Raw genomic sequence first — 15,307 nt, forward strand, 5'->3', positions numbered from 1 at the left:
GACATTGGACATCTTTTCCACTAAAAAACACCCTTCTAATGACTAGCATATGAACGGATGCTTCTTCCGAATCACAGATTCGAGATTTTTTTCAAGCAATGCTATAATAAAAAGAAAAAGGGAGTTTCTACATGAGCGAAGATCCACGCAAAGCCATTTGGCTGAAAAGAAAGCAGCTTGGCCGTACCAAATATTTAGTGAATTTCGGCCTTCTCCCTTGGGGTGTCGGGCTAACGGCCTTATTTAGCATCATAGAATTGCTTAACACGCATGAACTTAGCTTAGTTTGGGTGCCGATTCGCTTAGTTCTATTCTTTTTCATCGGTTTTTTCATTGCGAATGCCCGCTGGATGGGGATGGAGAACCGCTACGAGCCCAGAAGCCGACGACCTTAACGGTCGTTTTTTCATTTTACCAAGAGTATTTCCAGGATAACCAGAATTTATCAACCGCTAGGCGTAAACCAGATTTTCCGAAAATCAACCCAACCCAAATCGTTAATGCATACACCTCTGATCGAATCATGATACGTGGTCTGCTGGGAGCGATGCAGCACGAAGAGAAAAGATTTGTCTTCCTGCAGCACTTCCACCATGTCATGAAGTCTTGCGATACGTTCTTCGAGGTGTGGAATGGTAAGAATCCGATCGATTTCTTCGTCTATCCATACCTTTTGTTCCGAATGCAAATGCGCACGAACATAGCTGTTGCTCTGCTTAAGCGTCTGGATAATATGGAGATCATACTCGCTTTCCAAGCAAATATGATAGAAAATTAGATCGGCTTCATGGATGGTCTCCAGCCGCATCATGTCCGACATGCTTCTCGTTGTCAGTTCAATACGAATGCCGACTTTGACGCATTGCTCACAAATCCACAGTGCATCCTCGTTGTTATGGCTATAAATATACATGCGAACGAGTTCTCCGTCGTATCCCATGTCTTCCAAAAGGCGCCTGGCCTCCTCCAAATCAGTGCGATACGCATCCGCACTCCCTTTATCATTCATCGCAGGCAAAAATGAGCTTGCCGGTGCTTCCCTGAAGCCTCCAAGCTGCTCAATCATTCGTTCCCGGTCTATGATCAAGTCAATGGCTTTCCGGAAATTGGGGTGCTGCTGAGGACCTTTTTTCCCCTGATTAAAAGTAAGCAAGGAGCATCCCAGAATCGATTGTTCGATCTGATGCCATTCCGAATCTTTCCCGACCGCTCCCGCCGGTTTGCGGGAATTCGTGTGGTCGCACAGCACCTGAACCATATCCCAACTGGGACCAACCTCATAAAGCTCCTGCGGCAAAAGCCATATTTCCAATTGATCCAAATGCGGCCTGACCCCAAAGTAGCTGTCAAACGCTCGAAGCTTACAAATATAATCATCATTTCGCTCCAGCTTGAACGGCCCTGTTCCAATTGGCATCCGCCCGAAAATACCTTCATTGTCCCGGCAAATTTCTTCCGGCACAATCGCTAGCGAAGGATGCGCCAGCTGCTGCAGGAACAGCTCGTTCGGCTGCTTTAGCTCGATCGCAATCGCACTGCGGTTCAGTACCCTAATGTTCTCGATGCTTTCCGTCATCCAACTTTGACAAGCCGAGAGACCGAGATCCCTCAGCCGTGAAAAGGAGTAACAGACATCGTTTGCCGTCATCTCCCTGCCATGGTGGAAGAGGACCCCTTTCCGCAAATAAAACGTATAATGAAGTCCGTCCTCACTCTTCTCCCAATAATGCGCCAGGTGCGGCTCCGCAATCTGTGTACGGGGATTGTATTGGACGAGCGTATCGAAAATTTGATTGATCAGATGGGTGTCAAACGCGAAAAAACTGTAAGCCGGATCAAGCGAAACAAGCCATTTATAGACCGGGAAACGCAGTGTATCCCTGTAGCACTCCGCTTGGACGACGGTACGATAGCCGAAATAGCTAAACAACCAATCGACGAAAGAGTCCTGCAAAGCTTCTCCCCTGCCTAATTGGTGAATGAGTTCGATCGTCCCTTTGTAATCCCCTTGAGCAGCAAGCTCCATCGCCTGTTTGGAAATCATATCCTCAGCGGAAACCAGGAACGTTAGTTCCGAGACATTGCCTCGTCCTCTTCCGGGCTTCCAGTAAATCCAGTCCTGCTCCATCATTTTTTTCAGCAAAATCTTTACATTCCTTGTTGTGCAATACATCCGTTCAGATAACTCTTCTAACGTGATAGGCTGCGGTTCATGCTCTACGCCATGTGCAAAGCTGGAACGAAGCTCCAAAAAGTGTGACAAAAGCTGCATGATCCGTTCCTTTCTCAAAAGGGGAAATTGTTAAAGTGAATTATACACTTTTTGTTCCCCTTATTCTAGATGTAAACTAGATCTAACAGGAAATGAAAGGAAGGTGATCGAACAATGCACCCAGCAAACCTATACGCAACTGAGAAATTAATGCAATGGCAGCAGCACGAATTGGAAGTCGAGGCTCGCGAATTATGGAAATTAAAAGCCATCAAAAAAAGAAAAGTTTATATGATGATTAGCAGCTTCTTCTTCTTCGTCTAATCGCAGAGCCAATCCACACAATCGCAAGGACTAAAAGAACTGCCAGAAACACTCCGATGGTATCAACGGCCACATCGATCGCATGACCCGTACGACCTTCAACAAACGTTTGATGCCATTCATCGGTAGCCGCATAAAGCACCGAAATGATTGAGGAGGTGAGCAAAGCCATGATCATCCGTACCGGCTTGCAAAGCAAAGCCATGATCCAGAGCAGGGCCAGGATAGCGAACTCGCTAATGTGCCCTGCTTTTCTTATGAAGAACTCAATGACACCGATCGGGTCTTGCCACGTGATCTGTTGACCGTCATACGTGAATGCCACATGCGGGAAGTGATTTAAGAGTGCTGTTCCAGCAAGCTTTGTTTCCAGCAACGGCCGCAGGCTCTGCTGCTGATACGTCTGGCCGGATTTTAAAAAAATAAAGGCCATCCATAGGACGGCAGCAAAGGTAAACACATAGAAAAAAAGTTTGGAAGAAGATTGCGTCATGTAGAAACCATCCCCTCTACGAATTCATTTTTTTACGAATACTGAATAGCGCAAAAAACTCGATGACCATCAAATTAACCGCCGACACCCCATAGAACGCCATCCCAAACATCATGCGGAACGGATCCTCCGTCACTGATTTCCACCAGAACGCTGCGGCCAGCGTCATTACAATATTTAAGGCTGTCGTTATCCAGAAAGAGAATCCCAGCCGATTCGTTTTCCGCATTAACCACACGCCAATCACAAACGGCAATACAAAAGATATCCCTAAGAAAAGCCAATACAACACCGCATTTGACACTCTTTCGTCACTCCTACACGATCAACTAGTTTCTGCTACTAGGTTAGCATGAATATAGGAATGAAAACAACGTTTGGCACGGTCTGCAACAGAAACGTCGCAGGCATTTAAAACAAAAAGAATTATCTGCAGAAAGGGCTTGCCTACTTCAAATAATTCATGTATAATACGAAAAGTCGGCATAACTTATACGACATTTTGGGGCCTTAGCTCAGCTGGGAGAGCGCATCGCTGGCAGCGATGAGGTCAGGGGTTCGATCCCCCTAGGCTCCATAGAAAAAGAAGCACCACAACCATTTGGGTTGTGGTGCTTCTTTCTTTTAGCCGTGGGGAGAGAACCCCGATGGGTTCGCCCGCGCGGACGGCACGAATGAATAGACTTCGTAGCTTTGCTTCGAGTGTAGGAGCACGGCGTCTGAATCTACCGCTAAGGTTGTCTTCATCGATTTTGCTTCGTCAGCTATTTAGATTAGGATTCGGACATCCCTTGATTTTGTTCTTTTAACATATAAACTAAATAAGGCTCAATGACCTTGAGCCCGTATCGTTATTTTGATAAAATAACGATATAACCTGACCGAAGGAGAATTAATATGCCAAATATTCGACCAAGTTCAGATCTAAGAAATCATTACAACGAGATATCTGAGTTTTGCCATAAATATGATGAACCTGTCTACATTACAAAAAATGGCCAAGGCGATTTAGCTGTAATGAGTATTGAAACATACGAAAAAATAGTTGGAAAGTTCGAACTTTATAAGCTGCTGGATGAAGGTATGGATGAATTGAAAAAACAGAAGGTACGACCTTTTCATGAGGCACTTGCAGACATCGAGAAGGGAATTTCGGAGTGAGCCAAAAATATCGTTTAGTGATCACTGAGCTGGCAGAAGCGGATTTGCGGGACATCGCCGACTATATCGCAAACGAATTATTGGAACCTACGACAGCGCGAAAAATGATTGCCAAAATCGCTGAAGCCACTTTTCAATTGGAGCTAATGCCTTTTATAAACGGTTTAGTTCGCGATGAGCGATTGGCAGCAGATGGCATCAGACATATACTCGTGGACTCGTACATCGTGTTCTATGTCATCTCAGAAAAAGAAGAAATCGTTACAATCATTCGGATTCTTTACGGAAAGAGGCAATGGAGCAGCTTGCTCTAAACTTTTTGGCAGTGAAAACGGCTCACTCGGGAGAGCGCATCGCTGGCAGTTATGAGGTCAGGGGTGCAATCCCCTTAGGCTCCATACTAAACAAAGGCGTCACCACGATTCGTGGTGGCGTCTTTGTTTTATGGTGCCTTCTTAGGGGTGACCCCAGGATTCACCCGCCCGGACGGAACGAATGCTGATCGGTATCGGGTATTAAGAGAGCGGCGGTCGATGCCATTCACTACTAATTGCGATTGAGAAAAATTAGTTTTTATCAGAGCACATTTATCATCACAAACATACTATTTATAGGTGAACGTCATCCAATGGGACTTTAAGCAGTACCATTCTACATGAAATCGGAGTTGAAATCATGGATAGAAAAAAAGCAAAATTGACCGCGAAAATCATACTTCCAGCGGATGCATGGTATGATGAGAAGCGCAAGAACGCAGACAAAGCTAATCGATCGGCGAAATATTGGGGTTTTCCAGTTCGATTGAGGAATTCAGGGATTTACCGAGGCAAAGGAGTACCTGAAAAATACAACAAAATTTTTTTCAATAGCGAGAAGCATCCCGAGAAGGCCGTATATCGAGAAGATCACGGCATACTTAATCATCCGATTGGACCAAGTGCCAACAGTTTAATTGGTCAGGGAACAAAAGCTCACGCCAAAGGGAGTATTACCGATGTTCCGGGTGTCCTAGTGGGGCACGCAGAGGATAAAAGCGGTCGTACCGGTTGTACGGTTATTTTATATCCTGAAGGCGCAGTTCCCGGCGTCGATGTCAGAGGCGGTTATCCGGGTACGGAACAGACAGATGCGATTAAGCCCGGAACTGCAACGGACCTCATACAGGGGGTTCTTCTTACGGGCGGCAGCAACTTCGGTCTTGCGGCAACAGCAGGGGTCGTGAACTGGCTTGCAGAGCACGGGTATGGTACCCCGACAGGTGTTGGACCGCTCCCTACCGTGCCTGCTGCTGTTATTTTTGACCTTTATTATGCGAAAGGCTCCCGCAGACCTGACGCACAGTTGGGCTACAAGGCAGCAAAAGCTGCGAAGGCCGGTTACGTGGCGCAAGGCAGTGTCGGTGCTGGAGCGGGTGCGACGGTAGGGAAAATCTACGGTACGCCGATGAAGGGTGGAGTTGGAACCGCCTCTTGGCAAATCCCGGGCGGGCCAATAGTAGCCTCTATTGTAGTAGTCAATGCCCTTGGAGATATTTGGGATAATGATCATATCATAGCTGGGGCTCTTGAGCCTGATGGTAAATTCGTTAACCAAACTAGGGCAATTCTTGAAGGAATACCACCAATGCTAAGCTCGATCCGGAGCAGAAGCACAACCATCGCTGTTATCGCAACCACTGCCAAACTAGACAAAGCTGAGGCAGGAAGGATAGCGACACTCGCCCATGATGGAATGGCGCGGGCGATTTCCCCGGTTCATATTCAAGGTGACGGGGACACAATATTCTGCATCGCTACCGGAACCGATACTAGCGGGCTTATTGGCAATGCTGCCGTGACCGCAGTCGGCACCGTAGCAGCGGTGGTGCTCGAGCAGGCCATCGTCAGGGGAGTAAAGGCAGCCCAAGCAGAAATTAAACATCAGCAAAGTACGAAGTGAAATGATGTTTCAGAACCATATGAAAGGTCAGGGGTTCGATCCCCTATGCCCCCATACTGAACAAAGAAGTCACACGAATCGTGGTGGTGTCTTTGTTTTATGAAGCTGCCAAGGAGAATAACCCTGACAGCTGTATGTTAGTGTGCTTGAGTTAATTTTTTTAACTCCACAATTGAAATTCCGGTAAGCTCAGAAACTGATTCCAAATCCATCCCTTTTGCGAGCATTTTGGATGCAACCTCAAGCTTGCCCTTCTTTTCACCTTCTTCACGTGCGCCCTCCATGGAAGAAGCCTCGTCATGCAAAGCCTTCTGCCTCATTTCATAAAGCCGACGTGCTTCAGCGTCTTGACTAAGGAATTCCAAAACAGTCATCGCTTTTCCAAGTTTAGGTTCCTGCATTTTCAGCACCTCCCAATTATCTGTATTGTCACTATTCAGAAAAAGTAACCAATTTAACAATCCGCCAGATGCGGCGGTCTGTTGATGGTTCAGCTTTGACAGCTCAAGAAATTGAATTTCAAGATCGTCTGTTAAAAAAATGCCGGTATTGTCTTCCCGAAAATGAAATACATTATAATAGCGGTCATTTGGAAGGATGGAGAAGTTAAGAATATTGATTGTGACACATTTCTTTAGATTCTTATATGACTGTCCTTCTTCAAGCTGACTAGCGTATTGCTTACTCCAATAATACAACGTCCGCTTCTCGTTATCATAGCGGTTAAATAACTGCATTTCTATATTAATCAGTTTGCCCTCTGCGGTCTTAGCTTGGATGTCGAATATGGATTGCTTATCTTGAGGCGAGTCTTTATCGGTGTATGGGTTCATGAGAATAATTTCGGATAACGTGGGTTCTCCAGCTTCTTGAAATGTACGGTTTAGGAAAGCCAATAAAACATCTTTATTTTCTTCACTACCGAATATCCGTTTAAAAACAAAATCGTTCTTTGGGTCAAGTAAATCTCTCATTAAAAATCCCCATTCTTATTGTTTAATTATATCATGAAGCTTCTGACTATTGCATGAAAGTAACTTTGATAGTCACGTCTTAATTTTTATACTTTTAGAAGAAAATTTAACTACTCCCATCTTCAGCGGCATATCAAATCCTGCTTATATACAGTTATTTTCCGATTGAATCCGATTTTGAGAGTGAAAGCCTGCGAATGTACAGGAATATTCATGATTTTAGCTTAGCTTCGAGATGGAGCCGCCTAAAAGTGTACTTTTGCAGGAAAAATACACTGTGAGTTAATAAAGAAGTAAAAGGATGTAGGATTGCAGGCTTATTACAAGTGCTGCAACGCGCCTCGTTGAAGTTCGTAACGTACAATGTGTTTGCCTGCTGATCCGGTAACTGCGGTAAGCAGTCCCTTCGAACAGAGAGACCGAAGCGTTCGAACAGCAGAACGATGATTAATACTTAGATGAGTTTCGACATCGATTGGACGCAACGGACGGGCGAGTCTGCAGGCAAGACGAATGATTTCCCTTTCTGACACACTTCCGATACATACCGGAGAAGCTTGTGACAGATAGCGGCTTAGCACCATCCGTAGCAGAGTGATGCATAGCTCGGGACGATTAGCGACGTCATCGTAAGCAAAAGATAGGACCTGGTAGCCCATTGCAGTTAGAAATGTTTCCCGGTTCAGCTCATTGCAGTATTTTTGCCTGTCCATATCCCGAACGTGCGGACCGAAACCTTTGATTTCGATGATCAGCTTCACTGCCTGCGTTAACCAGGCAAAATCGCAAAAATAGGACAAACCGCGCCAATCGATCACTTCGAATTCCGGATGCAAATCGTCGAAGTTTCCTAACAGAGCCCACCATACATTTCTGCAAAACATTTTCTCCGCTTCCCTGTGCCCCCTATCCAGTCGACCTCTTCGTTCCCCTGACCGTCTCTGCAAGTGATAATGTATATATGTGGCGTGTGCCTGCTCGAATGTCATTTTCGTCAAACCTCCCTAATAAAAAAACGCCCCGGCTCCATCTTTTGAGGAATGGAGCGGGACGTTCTTCGTCTCGTTGACACTATTGTATCTCGGAATGGATGGTTTTACCAGTCCGATTATGGAGCTTTTATTTGATACCTAGTCCATGGGGGGCGCCGAATCATAGATTCATCCATCCCAACTCAAAACTGCTTAGCATACAAATTTGCATACACGCCATCGCGCGCAAGCAATGCATCATGCGTACCTTGTTCCACAATTCCGTCCTCCGTCAATACGAGAATTCGCCCTGCATGGCGGATTGTGGATAGGCGGTGGGCAATTATGATGGTTGTACGCCCTTTTGCCAGCAATTCTAATGATGACTTAATGATTTTTTCGCTCTCATTATCCAGTGCGCTTGTCGCCTCATCCAAAATAAGAATAGGTGGATTTTTTAAGAATACGCGAGCAATGCTTAGCCGCTGCTTCTGTCCACCGGACAGTTTGACACCCCGCTGGCCAATCTCGGAGTCATAGCCATTTGGCAAGTTCATAATAAAATCATGGGCATTGGCGTGTTTGGCTGCCGCGATAATTTCTTCATCGCTAGCTGCTTGATCTCCATAACGGATATTTTCCATCACTGTCCCTGCAAAAAGAAAAACATCCTGCAGCACAAAACCGATTTGTTTTCTTAATGACTCTAGGTCGATATTACGGACGTTGATCCCATCTATGAATATCTCCCCGTCTATCGCATCATAAAAGCGAGGGATGAGGGAACATAATGTTGTTTTTCCCGCACCAGATGGACCCACTAATGCAACATACTCCCCCGGCTTGATACGCAGCGAAAGGTTTTGTAAAACGCTGTCCAAATGTTCTTCATAGCAGAAGGAAACTTGCCTGAACTCAATCTCGCCTTGTATCTCCGGCAGGATGATGGCATTCGAACTATTTTCGATTGACGGCTTCAAATTCATGATTTCCATAAAACGCTGAAAACCGGTGACGCCTTCTTGAAGCTGTGTGCTCATATGATTCAGGCGTTGAATCGGCTCGATCATAAAACTGATATAGAGTAAAAAAGTGATCAAATCCGACAAATCTAACGTAGTGTTGACGACGATACTGGCACTGCCAAAGATGACCACCGTAATCGTGATCAATTGAATAATCGTTTCAAAGCTATTGTAAAAAAGCGCCTCCGCTTTATATGTATGCTTTCGGCTTTCGAGGAAACGGGCATTTTCCTTGTTAAACTTCCCGATCTCTACGGACTCGTTGGCAAACGATTTTACATCGCGGATACCTGAAAGACTATCCTCTACCTGAGCGTTGACATCCCCGATTCGCTCTTTATTTTTATTTATTGCCTTGTTCAACATTTTATTAAAATACAAAGCCAAGAGGCCTAGAAACGGCAAAAAACAGAATACGGCGATCGTTAATGGCGCGTTAATAAAGAACAAAATAGTAAATGCTCCAACAAATCGGACGAGATATTTCATATAATCTTCCGGACCGTGATGGTACAGCTCGGAAAGCAGCAGCAGGTCATTCGTTATCCGGGACATGAGCCGACCTGTCTTTTCCTTATCGTAAAAGCTAAGAGGAAGCTTTTGCATGTGGGCGAATAGCTCGCTGCGCATATCACTTTCCATGCGAGCGCCTATTTCATGGCCTCTGTAGTCCACAAAATAATTACTGATATTCTGGATCGCGACTAAAACCAGCATTAGTCCACCAACCCAATACACTTCCCCCAGAGCAGTTGATAAATCTCCTTCCAGAACATCCTTCGTAATGTACCGAACGAGCAGCGGAAATACCAAGGTTACAAATGATGTAATGAAGGAGCAGGCCAACACAGTAATAAACAAGCTTAAATACGGTTTGTAATATGAGAAAAATTTATGAACTGGAGCACGCATCGAATTTCCCCTTCTTTGTGTTATTTAAAACACATATAAGGGATAAACCGTTTATGATTTAAGAATGTGTTTCCCCTTATATGTTTGCACATTAGAAATCATCATTTTTTTCATGTCGATTGCCTCCTTGTTTTTTATAATTCCATCGTAAACCATTGCATTATGAAACCTCATGGTCTTATTTGGTTATAGATAAACTTTATCTTTATACCGCTACATGCCTATAACAATTTTGTTTATTTTTCGAGCAAATCCTACATTTTGTTTGTTTTCAAACAGAATTTATCACGCATAACTGTTAAACTTGACTCATTATGGAATATCGGCGGGGATGCTTATGGTTCAAGTGATATGGTTGCTGATTTTAGTTCTGTTCTTAATCGTTGCTTCCACTCGTAAAAGCTGATAAAAAAAGCTGCTCTCTCATCCGATCGCGATGAAAAGAACAGCCTATTTCTTAAACCTGGTTTTTGTTGATATTGTTTAAACTGGGGACGTAATCAACAGCCTCGCTGCTCGATAACGTTTGCGCTTCTTCAAGAAGACTGGCGTCATTCTGCTGATTGTCTTTACTATCCGCCCGGTTATTCTCGCGGTCATGCTTGGGGTTGGCTTCATTTTTAGGCATAGCATTCACCTCCATCGTCTCATGATTAGTATGAGACGATGGCTTGCATTTTATCCCAGTTGAATCAAGCTCCCGCGTGTTTTCGTTAGCTTTTGAAGTTTATTGGATAGAGGCTTCATAAATGTCTTTAATCGATTTGGACAGCATCGCGTTGAATTCATCGTTCGTTTGTCCTGATGTTAACCCCTGCGATAATGCGCGTGAGAAACTCGCGATCAATCCGTGGTTGCGCGCCAGCTTTTCATTTGCTTCCGCCTGTGTGTAACCACCTGACAGTGCAACAATTCTTACAACGTGAGGATCCTCCATTAAATCGCTGTAGAAATTGTCTTCCGTCGGTATGGAAAGTTTAAGCATGACTTTTACGTCTTTGCCAAGAGCGGATAATTGCGTGAAAATTTCATCCTTTACCAGTTTTTCCGATGTTGCCTTATCGGCGCTGTTGATATCAACTTCCGGTTCGATAATCGGAACCAGTCCCATCTCTGCGATTTGGATGCCGATGGCAAACTGCTGCTCGATGACTTTTTTGATTCCGGCAGGATTGGCTTCCTTAATAAGCGAGCGCATTTTCGTCCCGAAGATGTTCTTCTCAACTGCTCGTTTCAAAAGGTCGTTTAAGCCGGGAATAGGCTTCATAAGCTGGACCCCGTTTTCAAGATCGGCAAGACCTTGATCGACTTTTAGAAAAGGAACGATGCCTTTCTTCTCCCACAAATAATCCGCGGTAAACTGCCCATCAATAGACCGATCCATCGTGTTCTCAAATAAGATCGCACCTAAAATGTACTGGGAATCAAACGCATCACTCTTAATAATACGCGTTCTCATCTCGTGAACCAAACCATACATCTCTTCTTCATTTGAATAGCTGTCTTCTTTAATGCCATATTGCAGCAGAGCTTTAGGAGTACTACCGCCACTTTGATCCAAGGCCGCTATAAAACCCTTTCCCGTACGGATTCGATCCAATTGCTTTGTATTCATTGAATGTTCCCCTTCCCTATCGTGGACTGAATGGCAACTATAATTCTTCTATTATATCACTTTTATAGGCAGGCATACATGATTTATAACTGTTTTTGCCATAGAAAGCGAGGTCGAATTCCTCTATAATGGTCCGTGAAAGGTGGTAGTTAGCTATGGCAAATCAATTTGCCGGAATAAGTAACTGCTCATGCAAAGCCTACGATTAGGGCGATACTTCGCATGGGCCGGACAGTAACGTTAACATTGTCGCCCAATACAGCTAATATCGTTTCTAATAATGGGCTTTGCACTTATTTTTGTTATGTATAAAAAATAAGGAGCTGAAAAGCAATGGTCAAACCATTCATTAGAAACCATCAATATAATTTAATTAAAAAGCAGGTCAATTTGCTGCAGCAAACCGCCAATTCCGTATCCGATCCTAAAGTGGTGGAGTCGGTAAGATTCAGCGCTCAATCCAAAGTGGTTGAAGCGTTCCCGGAAATTACAGAGGATCACAAACAATCCTTAGAGAAGATCGCGGCATTGCGCACTTCAGAAGAATTCCAGCACTATCTGCATGCTCTGAAGCCTTATATGGTTGAAATTTCACAAGTGACGGGAAAGCAGCTTAGTAAACTTTTTCCAAAAATTAAAAAGCTAAAGGCTCCTGATTTCACAACCACCGATTACCGTTATGTCACTTATCTGGGCTGGGTCGACATCGCGACGAATAAAATGTTCATCGTGTATCATCTGAACGGGCAATGGGTCGGTATCGAAGGAAGATACACCCCATCAAATAAAGGCGTATGCTTTTTGTGCAATCGACATGAAGAAGTTGCTTTATTTACTGCGGTCACCAAATGGAAGCCGGCTAACGCTTCGCCCGATTACTATAAAGCGATTGGCAACTATATGTGTGTGGACAGCGCGGTTTGCAACAAAAACATCACGGACGTAACAGCTTTGGAACTGTTCGCTCAAAAGGTGCTAGGAAACCGTGAATCATAAATGCAACGATTATGCCATAAAGCTGTCCTGAAAGTAGCATGTTCTACTTCGGGATGGCTTTTTTTAGTTTCCCTATTGAGATTGAAATCATACACTTGCTAGATTATAATACAGTCTGGCTTATTACTTTAAATACAAAGGAATTGATGGCATGAAAATAAATAGTCCCGAATACTGGATTTCTAAACTTGAACTAGAAGCTCACCCCGAAGGCGGTTACTATAAACGAACCTATCAAGCGGAAGAAAAGATTACGGATCAAGAACTATCCGTTCAGTTTGACGGTTCCCGAATGCTTTATACCAGCATTTATTTTCTCTTGCAATCCCATGATGTTTCACATTTCCACCGCTTGAAATCGGATGAATTGTGGTATTTTCATGCGGGAAGCCCTTTGACCATTCATGTTATTTTGGAGGATGGCACCTATGAGGAGGTCAAACTCGGCATTCATATCGATAAAGGCGAAACTCCGCAATATTTAGTTCCCAAAAATTCAATTTTCGGTTCGTCCGTCATGGAAAAGGATACTTTTTCACTAGTTGGATGTATGGTCGCACCGGGGTTCGATTTTCAGGATTTCGAAATGTTTACGCAAAAAGAGTTACTAGAGCAGTATCCGCAGCATAAAGAAGTCATTATGAAATTAGCCTATGAACTGCTTCCTGTGTAAGGGAGTAAAAGATCAGACACGTCGTTGTGACGTGTTTTTATTTTTGGCGATATATGGTGTAGAATTGACATTATTACATAGACCTTTTGGGGAATAGCTATCTGATTGGAGCAAACGAATGAACTATCAAAATTTAGAAGAATGCATCATTGATTTAGAGAAGAACGGGCATTTAGTTCGCATTCACGAAGAAGTCGATCCTGAGCTTGAAATGGCAGCCATTCATATGAAAGTTCATGAAGCCGGAGGCCCGGCCCTTTTGTTCGAAAATGTAAAAGGATCGAAGTTTCGAGCTATTTCCAACCTGTTCGGAACTGTAGAGCGCAGTAAATATATATTTCGACAAACTTGGGAGGGCACGCAGAACGTCATCGCTTTGCGAAGCGATCCCATGAAGGCCCTGAAAAGTCCCTTTCAACATTTCGGTACAGGGCTTGCCGCCTGGAAAGCTCTGCCGCAGAAAGTATCCGGTGGACTTCCCGATTCTTTTGAGGAAATCAGTATCGCCGACCTTCCGCTTATTCGCCACTGGCCAGAGGATGGCGGTGCATTCGTCACCCTGCCGCAAGTGTATTCGGAAGATCCGGAGAAACCGGGAATTATGAATTCTAATCTGGGGATGTACCGGATTCAACTGAGCGGGAACGAGTATGAATTAAATAAAGAAATCGGCTTGCATTATCAAATTCACCGCGGCATCGGCGTTCATCAAGCGAAGGCAACGAAGCAAGGACTTCCGCTCAAAGTAAGCTGCTTTATCGGCGGACCTCCGGCACACACATTGTCAGCCGTTATGCCATTGCCGGAAGGCATGAGTGAGATTACCTTTGCCGGTCTGCTTTCAGGACGCCGTTTCCGCTATAGCTATATCGATGGCTATTGTATTTCTCATGATGCCGATTTTGTCATCACAGGAGAAATTTATCCCGGCGAAACCAAGCCGGAGGGCCCATTCGGCGACCATTTGGGCTACTACAGCCTGACGCATCCTTTTCCTCTCATGCGAGTGCATAAAGTATATGCAAAGAAGAATGCGATTTTTCCTTTCACTGTCGTTGGCAGGCCGCCTCAAGAGGACACGGCATTCGGAGCATTAATTCATGAACTGACAGGTGACGCGATCCAGCAAGAAATTCCCGGTGTCAAAGAAGTTCATGCTGTAGACGCGGCTGGCGTACATCCCCTGCTCTTTGCGATTGGCAGCGAGCGTTACACGCCCTACCAGCAAGTCAAACAACCGGCAGAGCTGCTCACCATCGCCAACCGAATTTTGGGGACGGGACAAGTTAGCTTGGCCAAATATTTGTTTATCACAGCAGAAGAGAACCAGCCTCTGGACTCTCATGATGTGGAGCATTTTTTGACCTACATCCTGGCTCGTATGGATCTTCATCGAGACATTCATTTTTATACAAATACGACCATCGATACGCTTGATTACTCGGGAACTGGATTAAATAGCGGCAGTAAAGTTGTATTCGCAGCTGTCGGGGATATGAAAAGAGAGTTATGCCAGGAGGTTCCCTCCGTTTTTAATAACATACCGGGTGTTGAACAGGCGCATTTGGTGATGCCAGGCATCGTTGCGATTCAGATGTCCGCATTTAGAAGTTATAGCGAAACACAGTCGGACATGCAAAATTTATGCGAAGCTCTAGGCGCACAAGGCCCGCTTCCTTCTTGCCCAATGATCGTCGTTAGTGATGACAGCCAGTTTATGAGCGCCGCCATCGACAATTTCCTTTGGGCCACCTTCACACGCAGCAACCCCTCTCACGATATTTATGGCGTAAACAGCTATTATGAGTTCAAGCATTGGGCTTGCGACAATATAGTGATCGATGCCCGGATCAAACCGCACCAAGCACCGCCATTAATACCGGATCCGGCAGTTGAACAAAACATCAAGCGATTATTTACGAGCGGCGCCAGTTTGGAAGGCATTCTAAAGCATCAATAGCATACTTGCGCAGCAAAACAGCACCAGAACCTCAGAGGTTTGTGGTGCTGTTT

At 44.7% G+C, this 15,307-nt stretch carries 15 protein-coding genes and 1 tRNA gene; 8 read left to right on the forward strand and 8 right to left on the reverse strand.

What is annotated here, in order from left to right; translation table 11 throughout:
- The first annotated feature begins 131 nt into the window (after positions 1-131).
- Positions 132-395, forward strand: coding sequence for a hypothetical protein (locus tag GC097_RS12930; RefSeq protein ID WP_246294176.1), 264 nt, complete (start codon positions 132-134; stop codon positions 393-395).
- Between the two features lie 50 nt (positions 396-445).
- On the opposite strand, the gene GC097_RS12935 is transcribed toward GC097_RS12930, so the two are convergent.
- From GC097_RS12935 to GC097_RS12945, 3 genes are all read right to left on the reverse strand, one after another.
- Positions 446-2,272, reverse strand: a complete 1,827-nt coding sequence (locus GC097_RS12935; protein WP_171683699.1) for an SgrR family transcriptional regulator — start codon at positions 2,270-2,272, stop codon at positions 446-448.
- A 238-nt stretch (positions 2,273-2,510) separates the two neighbouring features.
- Positions 2,511-3,029: a VanZ family protein gene (locus GC097_RS12940; RefSeq protein ID WP_171683700.1), complete on the reverse strand. Its 519-nt coding sequence runs from the start codon at positions 3,027-3,029 to the stop codon at positions 2,511-2,513.
- Positions 3,030-3,045: 16 nt separating this feature from the next.
- Positions 3,046-3,333 carry a hypothetical protein gene (locus GC097_RS12945; protein WP_171683701.1) on the reverse strand — a complete coding sequence of 96 codons (288 nt, stop codon included), beginning with the start codon at positions 3,331-3,333 and terminating at the stop codon, positions 3,046-3,048.
- Positions 3,334-3,533: 200 nt separating this feature from the next.
- Between GC097_RS12945 and GC097_RS12950 the strand changes: the two genes are divergently transcribed.
- From GC097_RS12950 to GC097_RS12965, 4 genes are all read left to right on the forward strand, one after another.
- Positions 3,534-3,606, forward strand: a tRNA-Ala gene (locus GC097_RS12950).
- 320 nt (positions 3,607-3,926) lie between these two features.
- Positions 3,927-4,190, forward strand: a complete 264-nt coding sequence (locus GC097_RS12955) for a type II toxin-antitoxin system Phd/YefM family antitoxin (protein ID WP_147945877.1) — start codon at positions 3,927-3,929, stop codon at positions 4,188-4,190.
- Complete coding sequence (locus tag GC097_RS12960; protein ID WP_171683702.1) at positions 4,187-4,504, forward strand: type II toxin-antitoxin system RelE/ParE family toxin; 318 nt, start codon at positions 4,187-4,189, stop codon at positions 4,502-4,504. The genes GC097_RS12955 and GC097_RS12960 overlap by 4 nt, the downstream gene beginning before the upstream one ends.
- Before the next feature lie 361 nt (positions 4,505-4,865).
- Positions 4,866-6,128 (forward strand): P1 family peptidase, encoded by a 1,263-nt coding sequence (locus GC097_RS12965; protein ID WP_171683703.1) that lies wholly within the window; start codon positions 4,866-4,868, stop codon positions 6,126-6,128.
- A 137-nt stretch (positions 6,129-6,265) separates the two neighbouring features.
- Here GC097_RS12965 and GC097_RS12970 read toward each other — a convergent pair whose 3' ends face one another.
- The 5 genes from GC097_RS12970 to GC097_RS12990 form a co-directional block, all read right to left on the reverse strand.
- Positions 6,266-7,102, reverse strand: a complete 837-nt coding sequence (locus GC097_RS12970; protein ID WP_171683704.1) for an Rpn family recombination-promoting nuclease/putative transposase — start codon at positions 7,100-7,102, stop codon at positions 6,266-6,268.
- 320 nt (positions 7,103-7,422) lie between these two features.
- On the reverse strand, positions 7,423-8,091 hold the full coding sequence (locus tag GC097_RS12975; RefSeq protein WP_171683705.1) for a DUF559 domain-containing protein: 669 nt from the start codon (positions 8,089-8,091) through the stop codon (positions 7,423-7,425).
- Positions 8,092-8,276: 185 nt separating this feature from the next.
- Positions 8,277-10,010 carry an ABC transporter ATP-binding protein gene (locus tag GC097_RS12980; protein WP_171683706.1) on the reverse strand — a complete coding sequence of 578 codons (1,734 nt, stop codon included), beginning with the start codon at positions 10,008-10,010 and terminating at the stop codon, positions 8,277-8,279.
- Between the two features lie 457 nt (positions 10,011-10,467).
- A complete protein-coding gene (locus tag GC097_RS12985) occupies positions 10,468-10,638 on the reverse strand; it encodes a hypothetical protein (RefSeq protein WP_171683707.1) in 171 nt (56 codons plus the stop codon).
- 99 nt (positions 10,639-10,737) lie between these two features.
- Positions 10,738-11,625, reverse strand: a complete 888-nt coding sequence (locus GC097_RS12990) for a fructose bisphosphate aldolase (RefSeq protein WP_171683708.1) — start codon at positions 11,623-11,625, stop codon at positions 10,738-10,740.
- Between the two features lie 333 nt (positions 11,626-11,958).
- Between GC097_RS12990 and GC097_RS12995 the strand changes: the two genes are divergently transcribed.
- The 3 genes from GC097_RS12995 (at position 11,959) to GC097_RS13005 (ending at position 15,254) form a co-directional block, all read left to right on the forward strand.
- A complete protein-coding gene (locus GC097_RS12995) occupies positions 11,959-12,621 on the forward strand; it encodes a FusB/FusC family EF-G-binding protein (protein ID WP_171683709.1) in 663 nt (220 codons plus the stop codon).
- A gap of 151 nt (positions 12,622-12,772) precedes the next feature.
- A complete protein-coding gene (locus GC097_RS13000) occupies positions 12,773-13,294 on the forward strand; it encodes a cupin domain-containing protein (protein ID WP_171683710.1) in 522 nt (173 codons plus the stop codon).
- 118 nt (positions 13,295-13,412) lie between these two features.
- Positions 13,413-15,254 carry a UbiD family decarboxylase gene (locus GC097_RS13005; protein ID WP_171683711.1) on the forward strand — a complete coding sequence of 614 codons (1,842 nt, stop codon included), beginning with the start codon at positions 13,413-13,415 and terminating at the stop codon, positions 15,252-15,254.
- Positions 15,255-15,307 lie beyond the last annotated feature (53 nt).

This window comes from Paenibacillus planticolens (genome assembly GCF_013141725.1).
Lineage (GTDB): Bacteria > Bacillota > Bacilli > Paenibacillales > NBRC-103111 > Paenibacillus_E > Paenibacillus_E planticolens.

What these genes read in the sequence shown, in the direction of transcription:
- GC097_RS12930 (WP_246294176.1), top strand. Translation starts at nt 132, where the DNA reads ATGAGCGAAGATCCACGCAAAGCCATTTGGCTGAAAAGAAAGCAGCTT.
- GC097_RS12935 (WP_171683699.1), bottom strand. Translation starts at nt 2,272, where the DNA reads ATGCAGCTTTTGTCACACTTTTTGGAGCTTCGTTCCAGCTTTGCACAT.
- GC097_RS12940 (WP_171683700.1), bottom strand. Translation starts at nt 3,029, where the DNA reads ATGACGCAATCTTCTTCCAAACTTTTTTTCTATGTGTTTACCTTTGCT.
- GC097_RS12955 (WP_147945877.1), top strand. Translation starts at nt 3,927, where the DNA reads ATGCCAAATATTCGACCAAGTTCAGATCTAAGAAATCATTACAACGAG.
- GC097_RS12965 (WP_171683703.1), top strand. Translation starts at nt 4,866, where the DNA reads ATGGATAGAAAAAAAGCAAAATTGACCGCGAAAATCATACTTCCAGCG.
- GC097_RS12970 (WP_171683704.1), bottom strand. Translation starts at nt 7,102, where the DNA reads ATGAGAGATTTACTTGACCCAAAGAACGATTTTGTTTTTAAACGGATA.
- GC097_RS12975 (WP_171683705.1), bottom strand. Translation starts at nt 8,091, where the DNA reads ATGACATTCGAGCAGGCACACGCCACATATATACATTATCACTTGCAG.
- GC097_RS12980 (WP_171683706.1), bottom strand. Translation starts at nt 10,010, where the DNA reads ATGCGTGCTCCAGTTCATAAATTTTTCTCATATTACAAACCGTATTTA.
- GC097_RS12985 (WP_171683707.1), bottom strand. Translation starts at nt 10,638, where the DNA reads ATGCCTAAAAATGAAGCCAACCCCAAGCATGACCGCGAGAATAACCGG.
- GC097_RS12990 (WP_171683708.1), bottom strand. Translation starts at nt 11,625, where the DNA reads ATGAATACAAAGCAATTGGATCGAATCCGTACGGGAAAGGGTTTTATA.
- GC097_RS12995 (WP_171683709.1), top strand. Translation starts at nt 11,959, where the DNA reads ATGGTCAAACCATTCATTAGAAACCATCAATATAATTTAATTAAAAAG.
- GC097_RS13000 (WP_171683710.1), top strand. Translation starts at nt 12,773, where the DNA reads ATGAAAATAAATAGTCCCGAATACTGGATTTCTAAACTTGAACTAGAA.
- GC097_RS13005 (WP_171683711.1), top strand. Translation starts at nt 13,413, where the DNA reads ATGAACTATCAAAATTTAGAAGAATGCATCATTGATTTAGAGAAGAAC.